This is a genomic window from Cupriavidus pampae (assembly GCF_914271485.1).
GTDB classification, from domain to species: Bacteria; Pseudomonadota; Gammaproteobacteria; order Burkholderiales; family Burkholderiaceae; genus Cupriavidus; species Cupriavidus pampae.
On the sequence record NZ_CAJZAG010000005.1, the window covers coordinates 70,528 to 84,084 of the forward strand.

13 protein-coding genes are annotated in these 13,557 nt (G+C 63.4%); 3 read left to right on the forward strand and 10 right to left on the reverse strand.

Features of this window, described 5'->3' with window-relative positions; genetic code table 11:
* Positions 1 to 59: 59 nt before the first annotated feature.
* From LDO41_RS13400 to LDO41_RS13430, 7 genes are all read right to left on the reverse strand, one after another.
* Complete coding sequence (locus tag LDO41_RS13400) at positions 60 to 1,151, reverse strand: BatD family protein (RefSeq protein ID WP_223988852.1); 1,092 nt, start codon at positions 1,149 to 1,151, stop codon at positions 60 to 62.
* Positions 1,148 to 2,725, reverse strand: coding sequence for a VWA domain-containing protein (locus tag LDO41_RS13405; RefSeq protein ID WP_223988854.1), 1,578 nt, complete (start codon positions 2,723 to 2,725; stop codon positions 1,148 to 1,150). The genes LDO41_RS13400 and LDO41_RS13405 overlap by 4 nt, the downstream gene beginning before the upstream one ends.
* The gene (locus tag LDO41_RS13410) at positions 2,722 to 3,738 is read right to left on the reverse strand and encodes a vWA domain-containing protein (RefSeq protein WP_318036289.1); all 1,017 of its coding nucleotides are present in this window, start codon (positions 3,736 to 3,738) and stop codon (positions 2,722 to 2,724) included. Before LDO41_RS13410 ends, LDO41_RS13405 begins: the two co-directional genes overlap by 4 nt.
* Complete coding sequence (locus LDO41_RS13415) at positions 3,735 to 4,223, reverse strand: DUF4381 domain-containing protein (RefSeq protein ID WP_223988858.1); 489 nt, start codon at positions 4,221 to 4,223, stop codon at positions 3,735 to 3,737. The genes LDO41_RS13410 and LDO41_RS13415 overlap by 4 nt, the downstream gene beginning before the upstream one ends.
* 112 nt (positions 4,224 to 4,335) lie before the next feature.
* Entirely contained in the window at positions 4,336 to 4,764 is a 429-nt protein-coding gene (locus LDO41_RS13420; protein WP_223988860.1) for a hypothetical protein, read from the reverse strand.
* Between the two features lie 412 nt (positions 4,765 to 5,176).
* Positions 5,177 to 6,505 carry an MFS transporter gene (locus LDO41_RS13425; RefSeq protein WP_223988862.1) on the reverse strand — a complete coding sequence of 443 codons (1,329 nt, stop codon included), beginning with the start codon at positions 6,503 to 6,505 and terminating at the stop codon, positions 5,177 to 5,179.
* Between the two features lie 62 nt (positions 6,506 to 6,567).
* Positions 6,568 to 7,671 (reverse strand): mandelate racemase/muconate lactonizing enzyme family protein, encoded by a 1,104-nt coding sequence (locus LDO41_RS13430; RefSeq protein WP_223988864.1) that lies wholly within the window; start codon positions 7,669 to 7,671, stop codon positions 6,568 to 6,570.
* Between the two features lie 252 nt (positions 7,672 to 7,923).
* Between LDO41_RS13430 and LDO41_RS13435 the strand changes: the two genes are divergently transcribed.
* Positions 7,924 to 8,649, forward strand: coding sequence for a FadR/GntR family transcriptional regulator (locus LDO41_RS13435; protein ID WP_223988866.1), 726 nt, complete (start codon positions 7,924 to 7,926; stop codon positions 8,647 to 8,649).
* A 7-nt stretch (positions 8,650 to 8,656) separates the two neighbouring features.
* Here LDO41_RS13435 and LDO41_RS13440 read toward each other — a convergent pair whose 3' ends face one another.
* The gene (locus LDO41_RS13440; protein ID WP_223988868.1) at positions 8,657 to 9,223 is read right to left on the reverse strand and encodes a DUF6988 family protein; all 567 of its coding nucleotides are present in this window, start codon (positions 9,221 to 9,223) and stop codon (positions 8,657 to 8,659) included.
* Positions 9,224 to 9,446: 223 nt separating this feature from the next.
* Here LDO41_RS13440 and LDO41_RS13445 point away from each other — a divergent pair, with 223 nt between their 5' ends.
* On the forward strand, positions 9,447 to 9,893 hold the full coding sequence (locus LDO41_RS13445) for a hypothetical protein (RefSeq protein WP_223988871.1): 447 nt from the start codon (positions 9,447 to 9,449) through the stop codon (positions 9,891 to 9,893).
* 107 nt (positions 9,894 to 10,000) lie between these two features.
* Here the strand turns inward: LDO41_RS13445 and LDO41_RS13450 are convergent, their stop codons facing one another.
* Complete coding sequence (locus tag LDO41_RS13450; RefSeq protein WP_223988873.1) at positions 10,001 to 10,261, reverse strand: hypothetical protein; 261 nt, start codon at positions 10,259 to 10,261, stop codon at positions 10,001 to 10,003.
* Between the two features lie 235 nt (positions 10,262 to 10,496).
* Between LDO41_RS13450 and LDO41_RS13455 the strand changes: the two genes are divergently transcribed.
* Entirely contained in the window at positions 10,497 to 11,417 is a 921-nt protein-coding gene (locus tag LDO41_RS13455) for a sterol desaturase family protein (protein ID WP_223988875.1), read from the forward strand.
* 76 nt (positions 11,418 to 11,493) lie between these two features.
* On the opposite strand, the gene LDO41_RS13460 is transcribed toward LDO41_RS13455, so the two are convergent.
* Positions 11,494 to 13,518 carry a DNA/RNA non-specific endonuclease gene (locus LDO41_RS13460; protein ID WP_223988877.1) on the reverse strand — a complete coding sequence of 675 codons (2,025 nt, stop codon included), beginning with the start codon at positions 13,516 to 13,518 and terminating at the stop codon, positions 11,494 to 11,496.
* Between the last annotated feature and the right edge of the window lie 39 nt (positions 13,519 to 13,557).

A 13,557-nucleotide genomic window follows, 5' to 3' on the forward strand; every position in this document is an offset into this window, starting at 1 on the left:
GACCGACCGCGAACGGAATGCAATCTTTTGCTTGTTTGATCTGAATGATTTAGTCGTTATTACGGATTCAAAGGCGGCAAGCGCCCCCGCGCGCGGCGCAGTGCCCGGCGCGCCGCCAGATAGCGGGTTACCGCACGCCAGTCGGCATCGCCGCGTTGACGCCAGCGGTAATAGGTCAAGGCGGATAAGGCCACCAGTGCTGCCAGCGTCATCAGAACGCGCCAGTCGAGCGCATCCAGCCAGCGCGCAACGCGCAGCAACGTCGCCCCGGTGGGCCGCGAACCCGATGCGGCACGTCCGATCTCCACGGACACCGCCGGTGCCACCGATTGCATCGCCTTGCCGTTTGTCGGGTCGTACCACGCCACCGACACGGCGGGCAGCTGGTAACGGCCGCTGCCTTCGAATACGTAGGTAATGGTCTCCACGCGGCGACCACCGCTCGTGCCCGCTGGCTCATCGCCCGTGGCCGCGGCGCCATCGACCAGGCGGGGATCGGCACGATACTGCTTGACACCGCGCACCGGCGCCAATGCCGGCGGCGCAATCATCATCGCGGGCGTGCCGGGCGCGTAGATCGTAATGGTGCGCACCAACGCATCGCCAGCCTTCAGCGTGGTGGCTTTGCCGTCGATCGGATGGTCGATTGGATGGTCAAATCGCTGCGTGATATGGAGGCGTGCCGCCGGCAGCGTTGAAGCGCTTGTCGATGCGGGTGCGGACGTTGCCTGCTGCCCGCCAACGCGAATCGCGGTCGGCGGCAAGGCCACGCGCGCTTCATGCGGCTTACCATCGTCTCCAGCGTAAGTAAAGGCGATATCGGGCGCGCTCAGCGTGAAGTCGCCGGCCGTCTGTGGCGTGAATAGATAGGTCTTGCGAATGCCGGCGAAGCTGGTGCCGTCGATGGTCTCGGTCGAATTGATGCCACGCTCATCGGGCATCGTGATCACCGCCCCAGGCATCTGCAGCGTGGGAAACGCGGGCGCGGACATAAAGTAGTTCGGCGCGAGGATGGTCACCTCCACCTGCACCGATTGGCCGACCACCGCCGGCTGCGGGCCGATGACTTTGATCTGCACCGTGGGCTCGGCGGCATGCAACGCCATGGCGACACCTAGCAGGATAAGGCCCGTCAACCAGCGCTTGATCATGGCTTGGCCTGCTGTAGCGCGAACTTGCGCGCCAGCAGCTCCGTCGGCGAAGTCTGCATTGCGCGCATCCACATGTCCGCGTTCTGTTTGACCAGACCTTGCTGCATCTTGTCGCCGTCAGCGGGAGGGGGAGGTGGCTTGTCTGGATCGATCTGAACCTGATCCGGCTTCAGATCCGGCGGCTCTTCCTCACCCTGCTGCTTCTGTTGTTGCTGCTTGAGCAATGCCTCCATGCGCGCGAGGTTGCGCTGCGCGGGCTGCCAACCCGGACGTTGCTGCAAGGCGAATTGATAGCGCGCGGCAGCTTCGCGATATTTCTGCTGCTGCGCCCGCGCATTGCCAAGGTTGAACTGCGCCTCGGGCGTGGTGATCGACTCGAATGCATGCGCCGCCTCCGCGAAGCTGCCCGCTCGGTAGTACGCCACGCCGCGCCACATCGGATCGTCGAACAGCGTCGCCGCGCGGGCGAAATCGCCCTGCTCGAAGGCGCGACGGCCTTGCTGGTCGTGCGTCAGCCACAAGTCCACGAAACGCCATGGCCGTACTGGATTCGTCGATTGCGCCAGAAGCTCCCTCTGTGGCGCAGCAACAGCAATGGCCAGCACGAGGCCCGCGATCCAGCGAATCGACCAGCCCTTGCGGAACCACAGCAGAGCCAGCAGCGCGATCGGTATGGTCAGCGGCCAGCCGGCATCGTGCCAACGCAGCGTGTCTGTTGCGCTGGCCTGCTCCACATGCGACTGAATATGGCGCTGCACCCATGCCACGTCGTCATCGCTGTCAGGCGTCACCGTAGTCCCGGGAACATTGGCGTCGTGCCATGCCGCCGCATCGAGGCCCGGTGCCACGCCTCCGCCATCCTTCAACGGGCCGCCCGCCTGCGTGCCGATCGCGAGCGCGACGACCTGCGTGCGTTGGTCACGCCTGCGCAGTGCATCGGCCGCGCCGGGCTCCAGTCCATCGGTCAGCAGCAGGATGGTTCCGGGGATCGGTTCGCGCGCCATCGCCGCATCGATCATGCGCACGGCTTGTACCGTGTTCTTGCCCGGCACCGGCATGATGCGCGTCTCCAGGGCATCGACAAAGGTTTGCAGCAATGCGGCGTCATCGGTCAGCGGCAAGACCAGATGCGTGGAACCGGCATACGCATACAGCGCGGTACGACCACCGTCGCGATGGCTCAGCAGCGCCTTGACCTTGAGCTTGGCTCGCTCCAGACGCGTTGGCGTGACATCGATCGCATTCATGGTCGGCGTCAGGTCGATGGCAATCGCCAGCGGTGCCTTGTCGGCAAGGAACGGCGGACGCTCGCGCTCCCACGTCGGCCCGGCCAGCGCGATCGACGCCAGCGCCAGAAACAGCGTGACCAGATGCACGGGGCGCACGGCGCGATGAGTCCTGCCGCCGACCACCAGCGCATCGAGCAGATGCGGTGCGATGGTGCCGCGCCAGCGGCGTCGCACATCGCCCTGCTGGCGCACGGCCCAGGGCAGCCACGCCACAACGATTAATAGCAGCAGCCACCATGGGCGCAGGAAATGAAACTGACCTAGCGCGAGGAGTTCTTCGTTCATGCCGCCGGCTCCTTGCGCGTGCCGGGCAACGGCGCGCGGGCCGTCCAGCGAGCGTAGCCAGCCATCGACAATTGATAAAGCACTACCAGCAGTACCGCGGCGCCGAGCGGCCACATAAACAGTTCACGGCGCGGCCGCCAGCTCAGCGTCCTCACCTTGTGAGGTGTCACGCGATCCAGCGTGTCGTAGATCGAAGCCAGTGCATTCTGATCAGCACCAAAGAAGTAGCGACCCCCGGTTGCCGCGGCGATGCGCTGCAAAGTCTCCAGATCCACCTTCTGCTCACCTGTGGCGGCAGGATCGCCGATGCCCACGGTATGCACCACGACGCCGCGTGCCTTGGCAATCTCGGCGGCCTGCATCGGTGGCATGCGGCTGGCGGTATCGTTGCCATCGGTCAGCACGATCACCACCTTCTCCGTGGCATGGCTGTTGTCGAACATCTTGATGCCGAGGCCGATGGCGTCACCGAGCGAGGTACTGGCGCCCGCCATGCCCGGCACCATGTCCTCGATCAACGTGCGCGCGAGCGCGTGATCGAGCGTGAATGGCGCCAGTGGATACGGGGCGTCGCCAAACACGATCAGGCCGATGCGATCGCCGGGCCGGTGCGAAACGAAATCTCCAACGACCTCGCGCACGGCCTGCACCCGCGCCTCCAGCGCGCCATTGGGGTTGCGGAAATCGCGCGTATCCATCGATTGCGACAGATCGAGCGCCAGTAGCAAATCGCGCACGGGTTCGGTCTTGTAGATGGGCGGCTCCAGGTATTGCGGTCGCGCCAGCGCCACCACGATCAGCGCCCATGCCACCGGCGCGAGCACGCGCTGAGCCAGATTGCGATGCGGCACATGCGCGCCGGCGGCAGGTTGCAACCCCGCGGCACTGGCAACCTCGCCGAAATAAGGCAGCCGCACCGATGCACTTGCTTCGCGATACGACGGCAAGGCCCACCACACCAGCAACGGCAGTACCAGCAAGACGAACAACCACGGATAGGCGAACGCGATCATGAGTCCGGCGTCCGGTGCGCGGTAATCCAGCGACGGCATGCGAGGGCGGCGTCATTGGCGCGCTGTGCCGGCCATTGCGCGAGCACGGCGGCATCGCGATATTCCACCTCGATCAGGTCCTGCAGCGGCGCGATCGCATCGGCCGCCTTGCCGGCGTGGGCATGCACGAAGTCGCGCCATGCCACGCCCGTGATGCTGGCCACCTGTGTGCGCGGCCATGCGGCCAGGGCGCATCGCTTGAGCAATTCCGCAAGCGCCAACAGCGCTCTTGCTCGCGCCGCACCCTCCCCCTGCAGATCCGCCTGCAGCCGCGCCCATTCGGCCAATGCCTCGCGACGATAGCGATTGGCACGCCAGTGTCGCCATGCTCGCCAGCCCGCCCATAGCGTCACTACCGCCACGGTAATGGCAAGCATGAGCCAGCCCACCGTTCCCGGTAACCAGGAAGGCGGCAACGGCGTGACGATATCAACCAGATCGGACAACGCAGGTCTCCCGATGACAATCGCGTGGCGATGTCACTGGGCAGCGTAGCGGTCCTGCGGTGGAAAGAAAATTAAGAGTTTTCGGAGGGGAGTTGAATGCTTTCGGGTGCAATCACCCACGCATGCGCAGAAAATCCGCAAACGACACCAGCTTGCGCTTCTCGTTGGACAGCGTCTTGCGTTTGGCGGTGCGGGCTGGCTGCCCGCGTTCGAACTTGGCGGCAGCGCGCGCATCCTCGCGCGCAAAGGTCTGCGCGGTCTTCGATTCCGCCTTCTGGCGTTCGGCCTCCAGCCGTGCCGCCGCGCGTTCTTCGCGCACGACGTCCTGGACGACCGACATGATTTCGGCGCGCAGCGATTCGCGCCGTTGCTTTGCGGCGGTACGCGCGGCCTGCAACTGCTCCTTTCGCTGCCGCAGCCAATCCTTGCGATTGACCGGCGCGGGCCGGGCCTCGGCCGGCACGCTCAGGCGCAACGCCCGGCTGGTCGACACTTTCTCCGCCCGCAGCGTGCCCCGCGCTCTCTGCTTCGCATCACTCACGCTGGCTCATCCCCCAACTTCGTCCCCACGTCGGTGAGCCTCGAGCGTCACCGGTAGAAGTCATGACATCAAGCGGCAACCATACCATAGGACTCGTCATGGAATCGTTTGGTGCATCCATGGCAGCACCATGTGCCCATCCACCGCCTAACGCTGCGCCGCGGCGCTGCCTACGATGCGATGTTCAAAGCCGACCGGGAAGATGGCATCGCCGGCAAACGTCAGCCGTTGGCCTTACGATGCCACGTGGATCACACAGTGTCCGGGCGTATGTCCGCCGGTCACGCTGGCGATGACGCCCGGCGCCACTTCGCACTCTCCACGCACCTGCCCTTCCCGTCGGTATGCCGCGTCGCCGTGCACGGCGACGCGTTCCGCTGCGTCCCGGTGTTCTGGGACTTCTGAACACGCTTCAGGCGTGCTTCGACAACGAGTCGGGCGCAACCACCGGCGTTGCGCCCGTGCCGCGTGCCCACGCGATATTGCGAGTCACCAGGAACAGTATCACGATGGACACCGCGCCAAAGCCAGCAATCAGCTGCATGCCACCGGCAAAGCTACCGGTCGCATCCTTGATTGCGCCCACCGCATAGGAATTGATAAAGCCGGACAGATTGCCGAGCGAGTTGATGATCGCGATACCGGCGGCCACGCTGCTGGCAGGCAGTACCGACGACGGCAGCGTCCAGAAGATCGGCAGCGCGGAGAAGATGCCGAACGCCGCGACGCAAAGCAGCACCAGGCGCAGCGCAGGCGGATGCACCAGCGTGGAGCCGACCAGGCCGATCACCGTCAGCGCCAGTGGCAGCAGCAGGTGAACGCGGCGCTCCTTCAGACGGTCCGACCTGCGGCCCCACCAGAGCATGCCGATCGCCGCAACGGCGAACGGGATGGCCGCAACGAAGCCGGTCTGCGTCAGCGTCAGACCAAACTCCTTGACGATCGACGGCAGGAAGAAACCCATGCCGTAGTTGAGTCCCACCACGCCGAAGTACGACACCCCCAGAATCACCACCAGCGGGTTAAGCAGCAGCTTCAACGCGCCCTTGTGATGAGCCGGCGCCTTGACCGCATCTTCCGCCAGCGTTCGCGTCAGCCAGTTGCGCTCGGCGGCGGTCAGCCATTCGGCCTGCGCGGGGTTGTCGCGCAACACCAGCAGCACGACGGGCGCCAACGCGATCGACGGCAGCGCCTCGACCAGGAACATCCATTGCCAGCCATGCAGTCCGCCCAGACCATCGAGCTGCATCAACAGCCCCGACAGCGGACCGCCAATCACGCTGGCCACGGGCATCGCCAGCAGAAAGCTGGCCGTAATACGGCCACGCGAGGCAGCCGGTACCCACAACGACAGGAAGTACACGATGCCGGGGAAGAAGCCGGCCTCCGCGGCACCCAGCAGGCAACGGACCAGATAGAACGACTTCTCGCCCTGCACCAGCACCATCGCGGCGGACAGAATGCCCCACGTCAGCATGATGCGGGCGATCCAGCGCCGCGCGCCAAAGCGCTCGAGCAATAGATTGGACGGCAGCTCAAGCGCGAAATACGTCAGAAAGAAGATACCCGCGCCAATCCCGTAGGCCGTCGACGACAGGCCGACGTCATGGTTCATCGTCAGCGCGGCAAAGCCCACATTCACCCGATCCAGCCAGGCAGCAACAAAACATACGAACAGCAAGGGAATAAAGCGTCGATTGATCTTGCCTAGCGCCGACGCGGCGAGTTGCTCATCATGCATGACGACCTCCGAACGGAAAGAACGCAAAGCGGCGCCGGGCGGCCGAGGCAGCCCGGCCGATATCACTTGAAGCGGTAAGTGCGAATCACGTCCTCGTCGGGATCGAGGCCGAGCCCCGTGCCACGCGGCACCGTGATCGCTCCGTGCTTCGGGATGATCGCGTCGCCATAAAGCTGGGCTTCGAGGTCGAAGTAGCGCCATTCGACGAGCGCGCGCGGGCCGCCGAGCGCGGCGCTCGCGTGCACACTGGCGAGCAGGCCCGGACCGTCGTAGAACGTGTGCACCATCACGGTCACGTTATGGGCGTCGGCCAGCGCGAAGACCTTCTTCAGCTCGGTCAGGCCGCCCATCTTGGCCGGGCTTGGCTGCACGAAATCCACCGCGCCCGCCTCGAGCAGATGCTGGAAGTCCATCAGCGTCGACGCGTTTTCGCCCGCCGCCACGGGGATGCCGCCCTCCTGCCGCACGCGAGCGAGTCCCTTGTAGTTTTCCGGCGGCCACACGGGTTCTTCGAGCCAGCGCAGATTGAACGGACGCAGCTTCTGGGCCATGTCGAGCGCTTCTCGCACAGACCATGGGCAATTGACGTCCAGCGTGATCTCCACATCGTCGCCAGCCGCTTCGCGCGCAGCGCGCACGCAGTCCACATCGACCTCGTGCAGTTTCAGATGACGGAAGCCATCCGCCACGGCGCGCTGTACGTTCTCTCTGACGAGCTCCGGCTCCGAATAGCGGATCAGGCTTGCATAGCATCGCAGCGAAGTAGCCGCGCTGCCGCCGAGCAGTTCGTGCACAGGCTTGCCCGATGCCTTGCCGGCGATATCCCAGAGCGCGATATCGATCGCCGACAGGCCATAGATGAACGCACCGCTGCGGCCGAACACGTGAAACTTCTTTTGCATGTCGACCATCAGCCGATCCAGCACCGCCGCATCGCGTCCCACGATTTCCGGCGCGAGGATGGTGTCGATGACGAGCTTGGCCGCGGGCACCACGGTAAAGCCGAAGGTTTCGCCCCAGCCAACCAGGCCGGTGTCCGTCGTGACCTTCACGACGAGCGAGTCAACGGCCTGCAGGCCCGCTTTGCCCCATACGGCTTCATCCGAGCGGCCACCGGCGGTGAACGGGATGCGAAGGGGGATGGTTTCAATGCTCGCGATCTTCACTGCGACTTCCTCTGTTCAGGTTAAGACGTCGAGGATCATATGGGACAACTAGTTGTCCATCAATTGAACAACTAGTATTTTTGGCTCATCGTTTACCCGCAGCCTATGTCCAATCGAATATCGGCGTTCATCGCTGTTTGGTGGCCAAATTCCCGTCTTTTACGTCCGAAGATCCCAAAAACAGTGCTCCCACTGCACCGCTTCAGAGTGCTAAAATGGTCAACCAATTCATTCCTTGTAGGACAAGTTCGCATGAGCGACCTGAATGTCAAAACTGCACTTCGACGGCCTCATCTGGCCGAGCACATTGCTCGCTCGATCGAGGCCGAGATTGTTTCGGGTCGTTTGCAGGCGGGAGATCGGTTGCCGACGGAACACTTCCTGTCGGAGAGCTTTGGCGTGAGCCGCAACGTCGTGCGCGAAGCCATTGCGAGCCTGCGTGCGCAGGGTCTGATCGTGTCCCGTCAGGGTGCGGGGGCGTTCGTGACGATTCGGGAGAGCGAGGCCGTGCCGCGCGTGTCGCTGAACCTGCTGCAGGGCGATGTGGATGTCCGCAACATGTTCGAAGTCAGAGCCGCGCTCGAAAGCCAGGCGGCCGCGCTCGCGGCATCGAAAGCGAATGCCCGGCAACGGCAGCAGATCGCCAGCGCGGTGGAGCGCATGCAGAACCTGGAGGCACCTACAGCGGAAACGGTGAGCGCCGACCTGGACTTCCACCGTGCGGTGGCGGCGGCGTCAGGCAACCCCTATCTGGCCACGATGATCGGGACGATTCTGGAGCCGATGAGACTGCTGATCGCGGCGGCGTTCTCCCGCCCCGGCCCCGTGTTTGGCAAGATGCCGATGGCCGCGCGCCATGAGCATGCCGTGATTCTGCAAGCCATCACGGACGGCAAGCCGGCAGCGGCGCGCGATGCCATGGGCCAGCACATCGTCAATGCCGCCTCGCGCTTCGGTTACGACATTACCTATACGTGAACGTGCGTCAGGCCGAAGGCAGGCAATCCTGAAATTGCGCGCGTAGCGCATGCACCGCGACCATGCTGGAGGGCGCGTCGTTTGACACCAGCGCGGCCATTTGCGCCGCGTGACAAACCAGCCCATTGGCGCATCGCACGACGCGCTCCACCAGACCTGCAGGATCTCCATTTCCTGACCGCGACATCGGATGCAGGCGGCCGTTGGTGAGCGCGCTGATGGCATCCGACGCCCGCGCACGATATTCGTCGAGATGTTCGACGACGTCGCGGCTGCGCGGGTCATCGAGCCGTAGCAGATCCTCGCGCATCGCCGCCAGCGCCGGCGCGTCGGCGGGTGCCGACGCATCGGCAGGCACCTCGTGGTATTGCCGTACCCATTTCTCTTCGGCTGCTTCCAGCAACCAGACGCTGCGAATCAGCGCTTCGAACTGCGGACGTAACAATGCCAGCGCGGCATTCGGCATGCCGATGGTGAGCAACGCGAGCGCACCGGCCGCGTGCTCCACGGACATCAGCGCGCATTGATAGGCCGCAATCGTCCGCGGATGGTCCGTGGGAACAGCATCCTTCATGCTCGCAACTGCCGCACTATGAAGCTCCGCCGAGCGGGAGAATATTTCCATGGCTATGGGGGTGCCTCGGTTGGAGAGGCAGGCATTCTACGTTGTCCGGCACGCTTGCCGCCAACTTGTGGGGTATTCAGCTTCAAAAAACTGTGCCGTAATCCCTGAAGGTTCATTGCGAATACATATCGCAAGCAAGAAGAATTAATCAAAACAATATTTCAGGGGAATCATGCGGGTCATCGCCATCGCGCTCGTTATTGCGAGCAGCCTCTTTGCAGGCTGCGCATCCATCGTCAGCGGCACCAATCAAGTGGTTTCGGTCGAGACCCAGAGCAATGGCCAGCCCCACGAGGGGCCCACTGGTTATGCCGACGCCGCGAACGTCGACGCGGTGCCCTATATGCGCGCGCGAAATGGCTATGCCATCTATCGCGATCGCAAGGCGCCCAAGGCGTTCGTGCTCGCCGATGGTGGGCACTATGCGTTATGGGCCAACAATCCCAATGCGATAGAGAAGGCAATGGCACGCTGCAGGGATATGCGCTTCACCAATTGCCGCCTTTACGCGTATGACGATGTAGTGGTCTGGCCGCGCGGGGTTGCCTTGACGCCGGAAGATCCACCGGAAGGTGAGTCGCGGAGCAAAGTGGTGGGGCGCGGCGATCCGCGGCCCTAGAATGAGCACAAAACATCACTTATAATTCGTCCAACTAGTAAATGATGTTCTGGTCTGGCTAGTTTTTAGTGTTTTGGTCTGGCTAGTAAAAGATGTTCTGACGCCCCTCAGCGCACCACGTAGACCGGCCGCGTCGCCAGGTACACGGCGCGTGGTGACGGCTTGACCACTACCGTGGGCAGCATCACTACCGGCTGATAGACCACCTTCGGGGCTGGCTTGACCACTACCACCTTCGCCGGGGCCACATAAACCGGGGCCGGGGCGACCACTACCGTCGAGGCGAAGACCTGGCCGCTGGCCAGCAGCATGACGGCACCTGCGGCGGTGGCGGCGAAGCGGGAGATTTGAGCGAAGCGTGCGGTCATGACAACTCCTTGGGGTTCGGTTTCAGCCGGCCAGTGCGGCGCGGCAACGGACCGAACTATAGGTGGCAGGCTCGCGAAACTCCCGGTGAAAAACATGTCACGGCGTTACACGCTGCTCATGACATAAGTCGACATAATTGCCACATGGCGCCCTCCCCGATCGACTCCTACAGTTGGCTCACCGACGCAACACAGCGTTCATATCGCAACAACGCGCCAACCCGAAAGGACGATCATGCAAAACCTTCACTACATCGCGCTCTTCGCCACGGTCATCGTCGTGGCCGCCTCGATGGTCGAGGCATTCTTCCTGGCCCGTAAGGCTCGCAAGGACGGCAAGGCCTATCAATGGCACGAGATGGGCCTCTCGCTGGCCGACATGATCGGCCGCAAGGTCATGGCCTTCCTGCCGCTCTCCCTGGCCACGCCGATCTTCGCGTTCGCCTGGCAGCATCGCCTCTTCACAGTCGAGATCAACAGCGCCCTCGCGGTGTTACTGCTCTTCGTCGGACAAGAGTTCTGCTACTACTGGTACCACCGTGCCTCGCACCGCATCCGCTTCTTCTGGGCAACCCACGCAGTGCACCACTCGCCCAATGAACTGACGCTCGGCACCGCCTACCGCCTTGGCTGGACCGGCAAGCTCACGGGTACCGCAATTTTCTTCGCCCCGCTGGTCTACCTCGGTGTGCGTCCGGAAGTGGTGCTGGCCACCCTGAGCCTGAACCTGCTGTACCAGTTCTGGCTGCATACCACCTGGATCCCGAAGCTTGGCTGGTTCGAGTATGTGTTCAACACCCCGTCGGCCCACCGCGTGCACCATGCTTCGAATGTCGATTACCTCGATGCCAACTACGGCGGCGTGCTGATCATCTTCGATCGACTGTTCGGCACCTATGTGGAAGAACGCGAAGACGAACCGTGCCGCTTCGGCCTGGTCCACCCGACCACCACGCACAACGTACTGGTCAACCAGTTCGAACACTGGATCAGCCTGGGTCAGGACATGAAGAACTCGGGCAACGTGATCAACGCGATCGGTTACCTGACCATGCCCCCGGGCTGGGCGCCGGACGGCAAGGGCACGACGACGGAGGAACTGCGCCAGCAACACGCCGCCGAGCACGAGGTAGCGGGAGCGGTAGGCGCCAGATAACTGAAGGAGGTGTGTGATGGAGACACGGGCAGCCAAGCGCTGCCCGCTTTGCATTTCAAGATGCTGGAACCGTTTATCAGAAGAACCGAATCTGTTCCAGCATCTGTAGCGGTGGCCCACCGCCATCGAGGCCCGCAGGCGCTTCGTTACCGCTCAATGGGTCCACGTCCGCGAGTCCGCCGAAGTCCAGACCCGAACGCGTTGCGATCGAGCGGATTGGCACCTGCGTAGCGACGTTGAGCTGCGCCGACGTGAACCCGCCGAACACAAACTCCTCCTCGGGCTGCAACTGCCCGGACTGCGACATCTCGTAGCCCGTCGCACATAGTTCGCCAGTCTCATCGTGAATAAAGGCGATGATCTTCCAGAACGCGCGCGGAATCTTGACGCCGTATCGGATCGGATCGTTGCGCGCGAAGTATGGCCCGGTGAACACCGAGATTCGCATCGCATCCTGCCGTGCATGCCCGAGCGCGTAGTCCTCCAGCGCAAGCCAGATCGGCGAATTGAACGCCTGCATCTGCGGCACCGTATTGGTGACATGCATGGAATCCTCATTCCCCCGGCGCGACGTCGACGCATCGCCCCAGCCCGGGTCCTCGCGCCGCGTCATATGTCCGCGACTGAAGCGCGGAGGATTGCCGTAGCACTCGTCCATGATCTGGTTCTGCCGCGGAATGCGGGGATCCCACTTCCAGTTGACGCGCGAGGCCTTTTTCAACTGCTCACCATCGATATTGACCGCGCTGAACAGGCACATGCGCCGGCTCTTGCTCATCACGACCGAGTAATGCTCGTAGCGCAGCAGGTGGTCCTGATTGCCGTCGTTGTCGTAGGTCAGCACGTCGCGTGCATGGCGGCCGGGATCGGGTAACGGCACGGTGGCGTCGTCACCGAGGAATGTCTCGTCGTATCCGGCGCGATCGGCATAGTCGGCGGGTGCGGCTTCGTCGAAGTCGTCCACGTCGCTGCTGCTGCCAAGGTCATCCTCTTCGGTCTGCATCGCCGCTGAAGTGGACATACTTGCCCCACCGATCGAGATTGTGATCGTGAGCGGAATCGTGACTTGGCCGAGTACACGGCCTGCGCTCAACCCTGTCGGGGTTGGCACAGGTGCCGCCGCAACGCTCCTAACCTCGGGCTTGACGCGGCCGGATCGCACAGACGCGAGCAGCTTCTTCACCACCGCCGCCGGCACCGCATAGTTCGTCTTCATAAACCGGCCACTGAAATGCAGACCCGACGCGCCGCTGCCATCGAGGTTATGCATCACCGCCCCCGAACAGCCGCCCAATGTCGTACAGGTATGCTCGATGGTCTCCCGCCCATTGCGGCGGATGGTGCCCGGTGCCAGTCGCTTGATGTTGTAGAGACTGCCGTAGATATGCTCCATCAGGTCCACATCGGGAATCCGGCTGTCGTAGGCGGGATAGCCAATGACGGCGACATGTCCCGACGACGAGGGTCCGTCCGCCAGCGGGATCTTTTGCGCGAGCGTCCCGTTGCCGCCACGCGCCTCCACCTCGAAGAACGCCACATCGGGCCCTGGCTCATCCTGAATGAACAGCGGCCGCAGGAGTTTGAACACCAGCGTGTTCGGATTCTCGTGCTCGCGCAGAAAGTCCACCGACGCGGAGACCTTCCCCGCCGTGCCCGTCTGAAATACGAACCCCTGTCCGGACCGCATCGCAAACAGCTGCGCCACATGACGATTGGTCACGAGGATACTGTCGTGCACGAGCCATCCCGTGCCCACCCAGTCGTACTCGCTGCCCACCAGTTCAATACGGCCCACGGCGCGGATCGCATCATGCAGCACCGGTAGCGCGGCCTCCAGCCGTGCCTTCCAGATCTGGCTGTCGCTCTCCTCGACAAACTGCAGCACTGGCGCGTCATCGCGAATCGTCAGTACCGGTCGTTCCGTTCGCATGACGATGCTCTCGAGCGCCAGCTGGTCGTCGATGCTGCCGACTTCCGCCGCCACTTCAACGGCATCCACGCGCTTGACCTCCAGCGCCTCTTCCGCCAGATCGGGATCTAGCTCCCGCATTGCCCGGTTGTGGGCACGCACACGCTCCAGCCATGCTGCCGAATCCGCCATGATGTGTCCCCCTGCGCTTTTGCCAAAAAGGTTCTGCCA

What these genes read in the sequence shown, in the direction of transcription:
- LDO41_RS13445 (WP_223988871.1), top strand. Translation starts at nt 9,447, where the DNA reads ATGCGGGTCATCGCCATCGCGCTCGTTATTGCGAGCAGCCTCTTTGCA.
- LDO41_RS13435 (WP_223988866.1), top strand. Translation starts at nt 7,924, where the DNA reads ATGAGCGACCTGAATGTCAAAACTGCACTTCGACGGCCTCATCTGGCC.
- LDO41_RS13410 (WP_318036289.1), bottom strand. Translation starts at nt 3,738, where the DNA reads ATGATCGCGTTCGCCTATCCGTGGTTGTTCGTCTTGCTGGTACTGCCG.
- LDO41_RS13405 (WP_223988854.1), bottom strand. Translation starts at nt 2,725, where the DNA reads ATGAACGAAGAACTCCTCGCGCTAGGTCAGTTTCATTTCCTGCGCCCA.
- LDO41_RS13440 (WP_223988868.1), bottom strand. Translation starts at nt 9,223, where the DNA reads ATGAAGGATGCTGTTCCCACGGACCATCCGCGGACGATTGCGGCCTAT.
- LDO41_RS13450 (WP_223988873.1), bottom strand. Translation starts at nt 10,261, where the DNA reads ATGACCGCACGCTTCGCTCAAATCTCCCGCTTCGCCGCCACCGCCGCA.
- LDO41_RS13455 (WP_223988875.1), top strand. Translation starts at nt 10,497, where the DNA reads ATGCAAAACCTTCACTACATCGCGCTCTTCGCCACGGTCATCGTCGTG.
- LDO41_RS13400 (WP_223988852.1), bottom strand. Translation starts at nt 1,151, where the DNA reads ATGATCAAGCGCTGGTTGACGGGCCTTATCCTGCTAGGTGTCGCCATG.
- LDO41_RS13460 (WP_223988877.1), bottom strand. Translation starts at nt 13,518, where the DNA reads ATGGCGGATTCGGCAGCATGGCTGGAGCGTGTGCGTGCCCACAACCGG.
- LDO41_RS13425 (WP_223988862.1), bottom strand. Translation starts at nt 6,505, where the DNA reads ATGCATGATGAGCAACTCGCCGCGTCGGCGCTAGGCAAGATCAATCGA.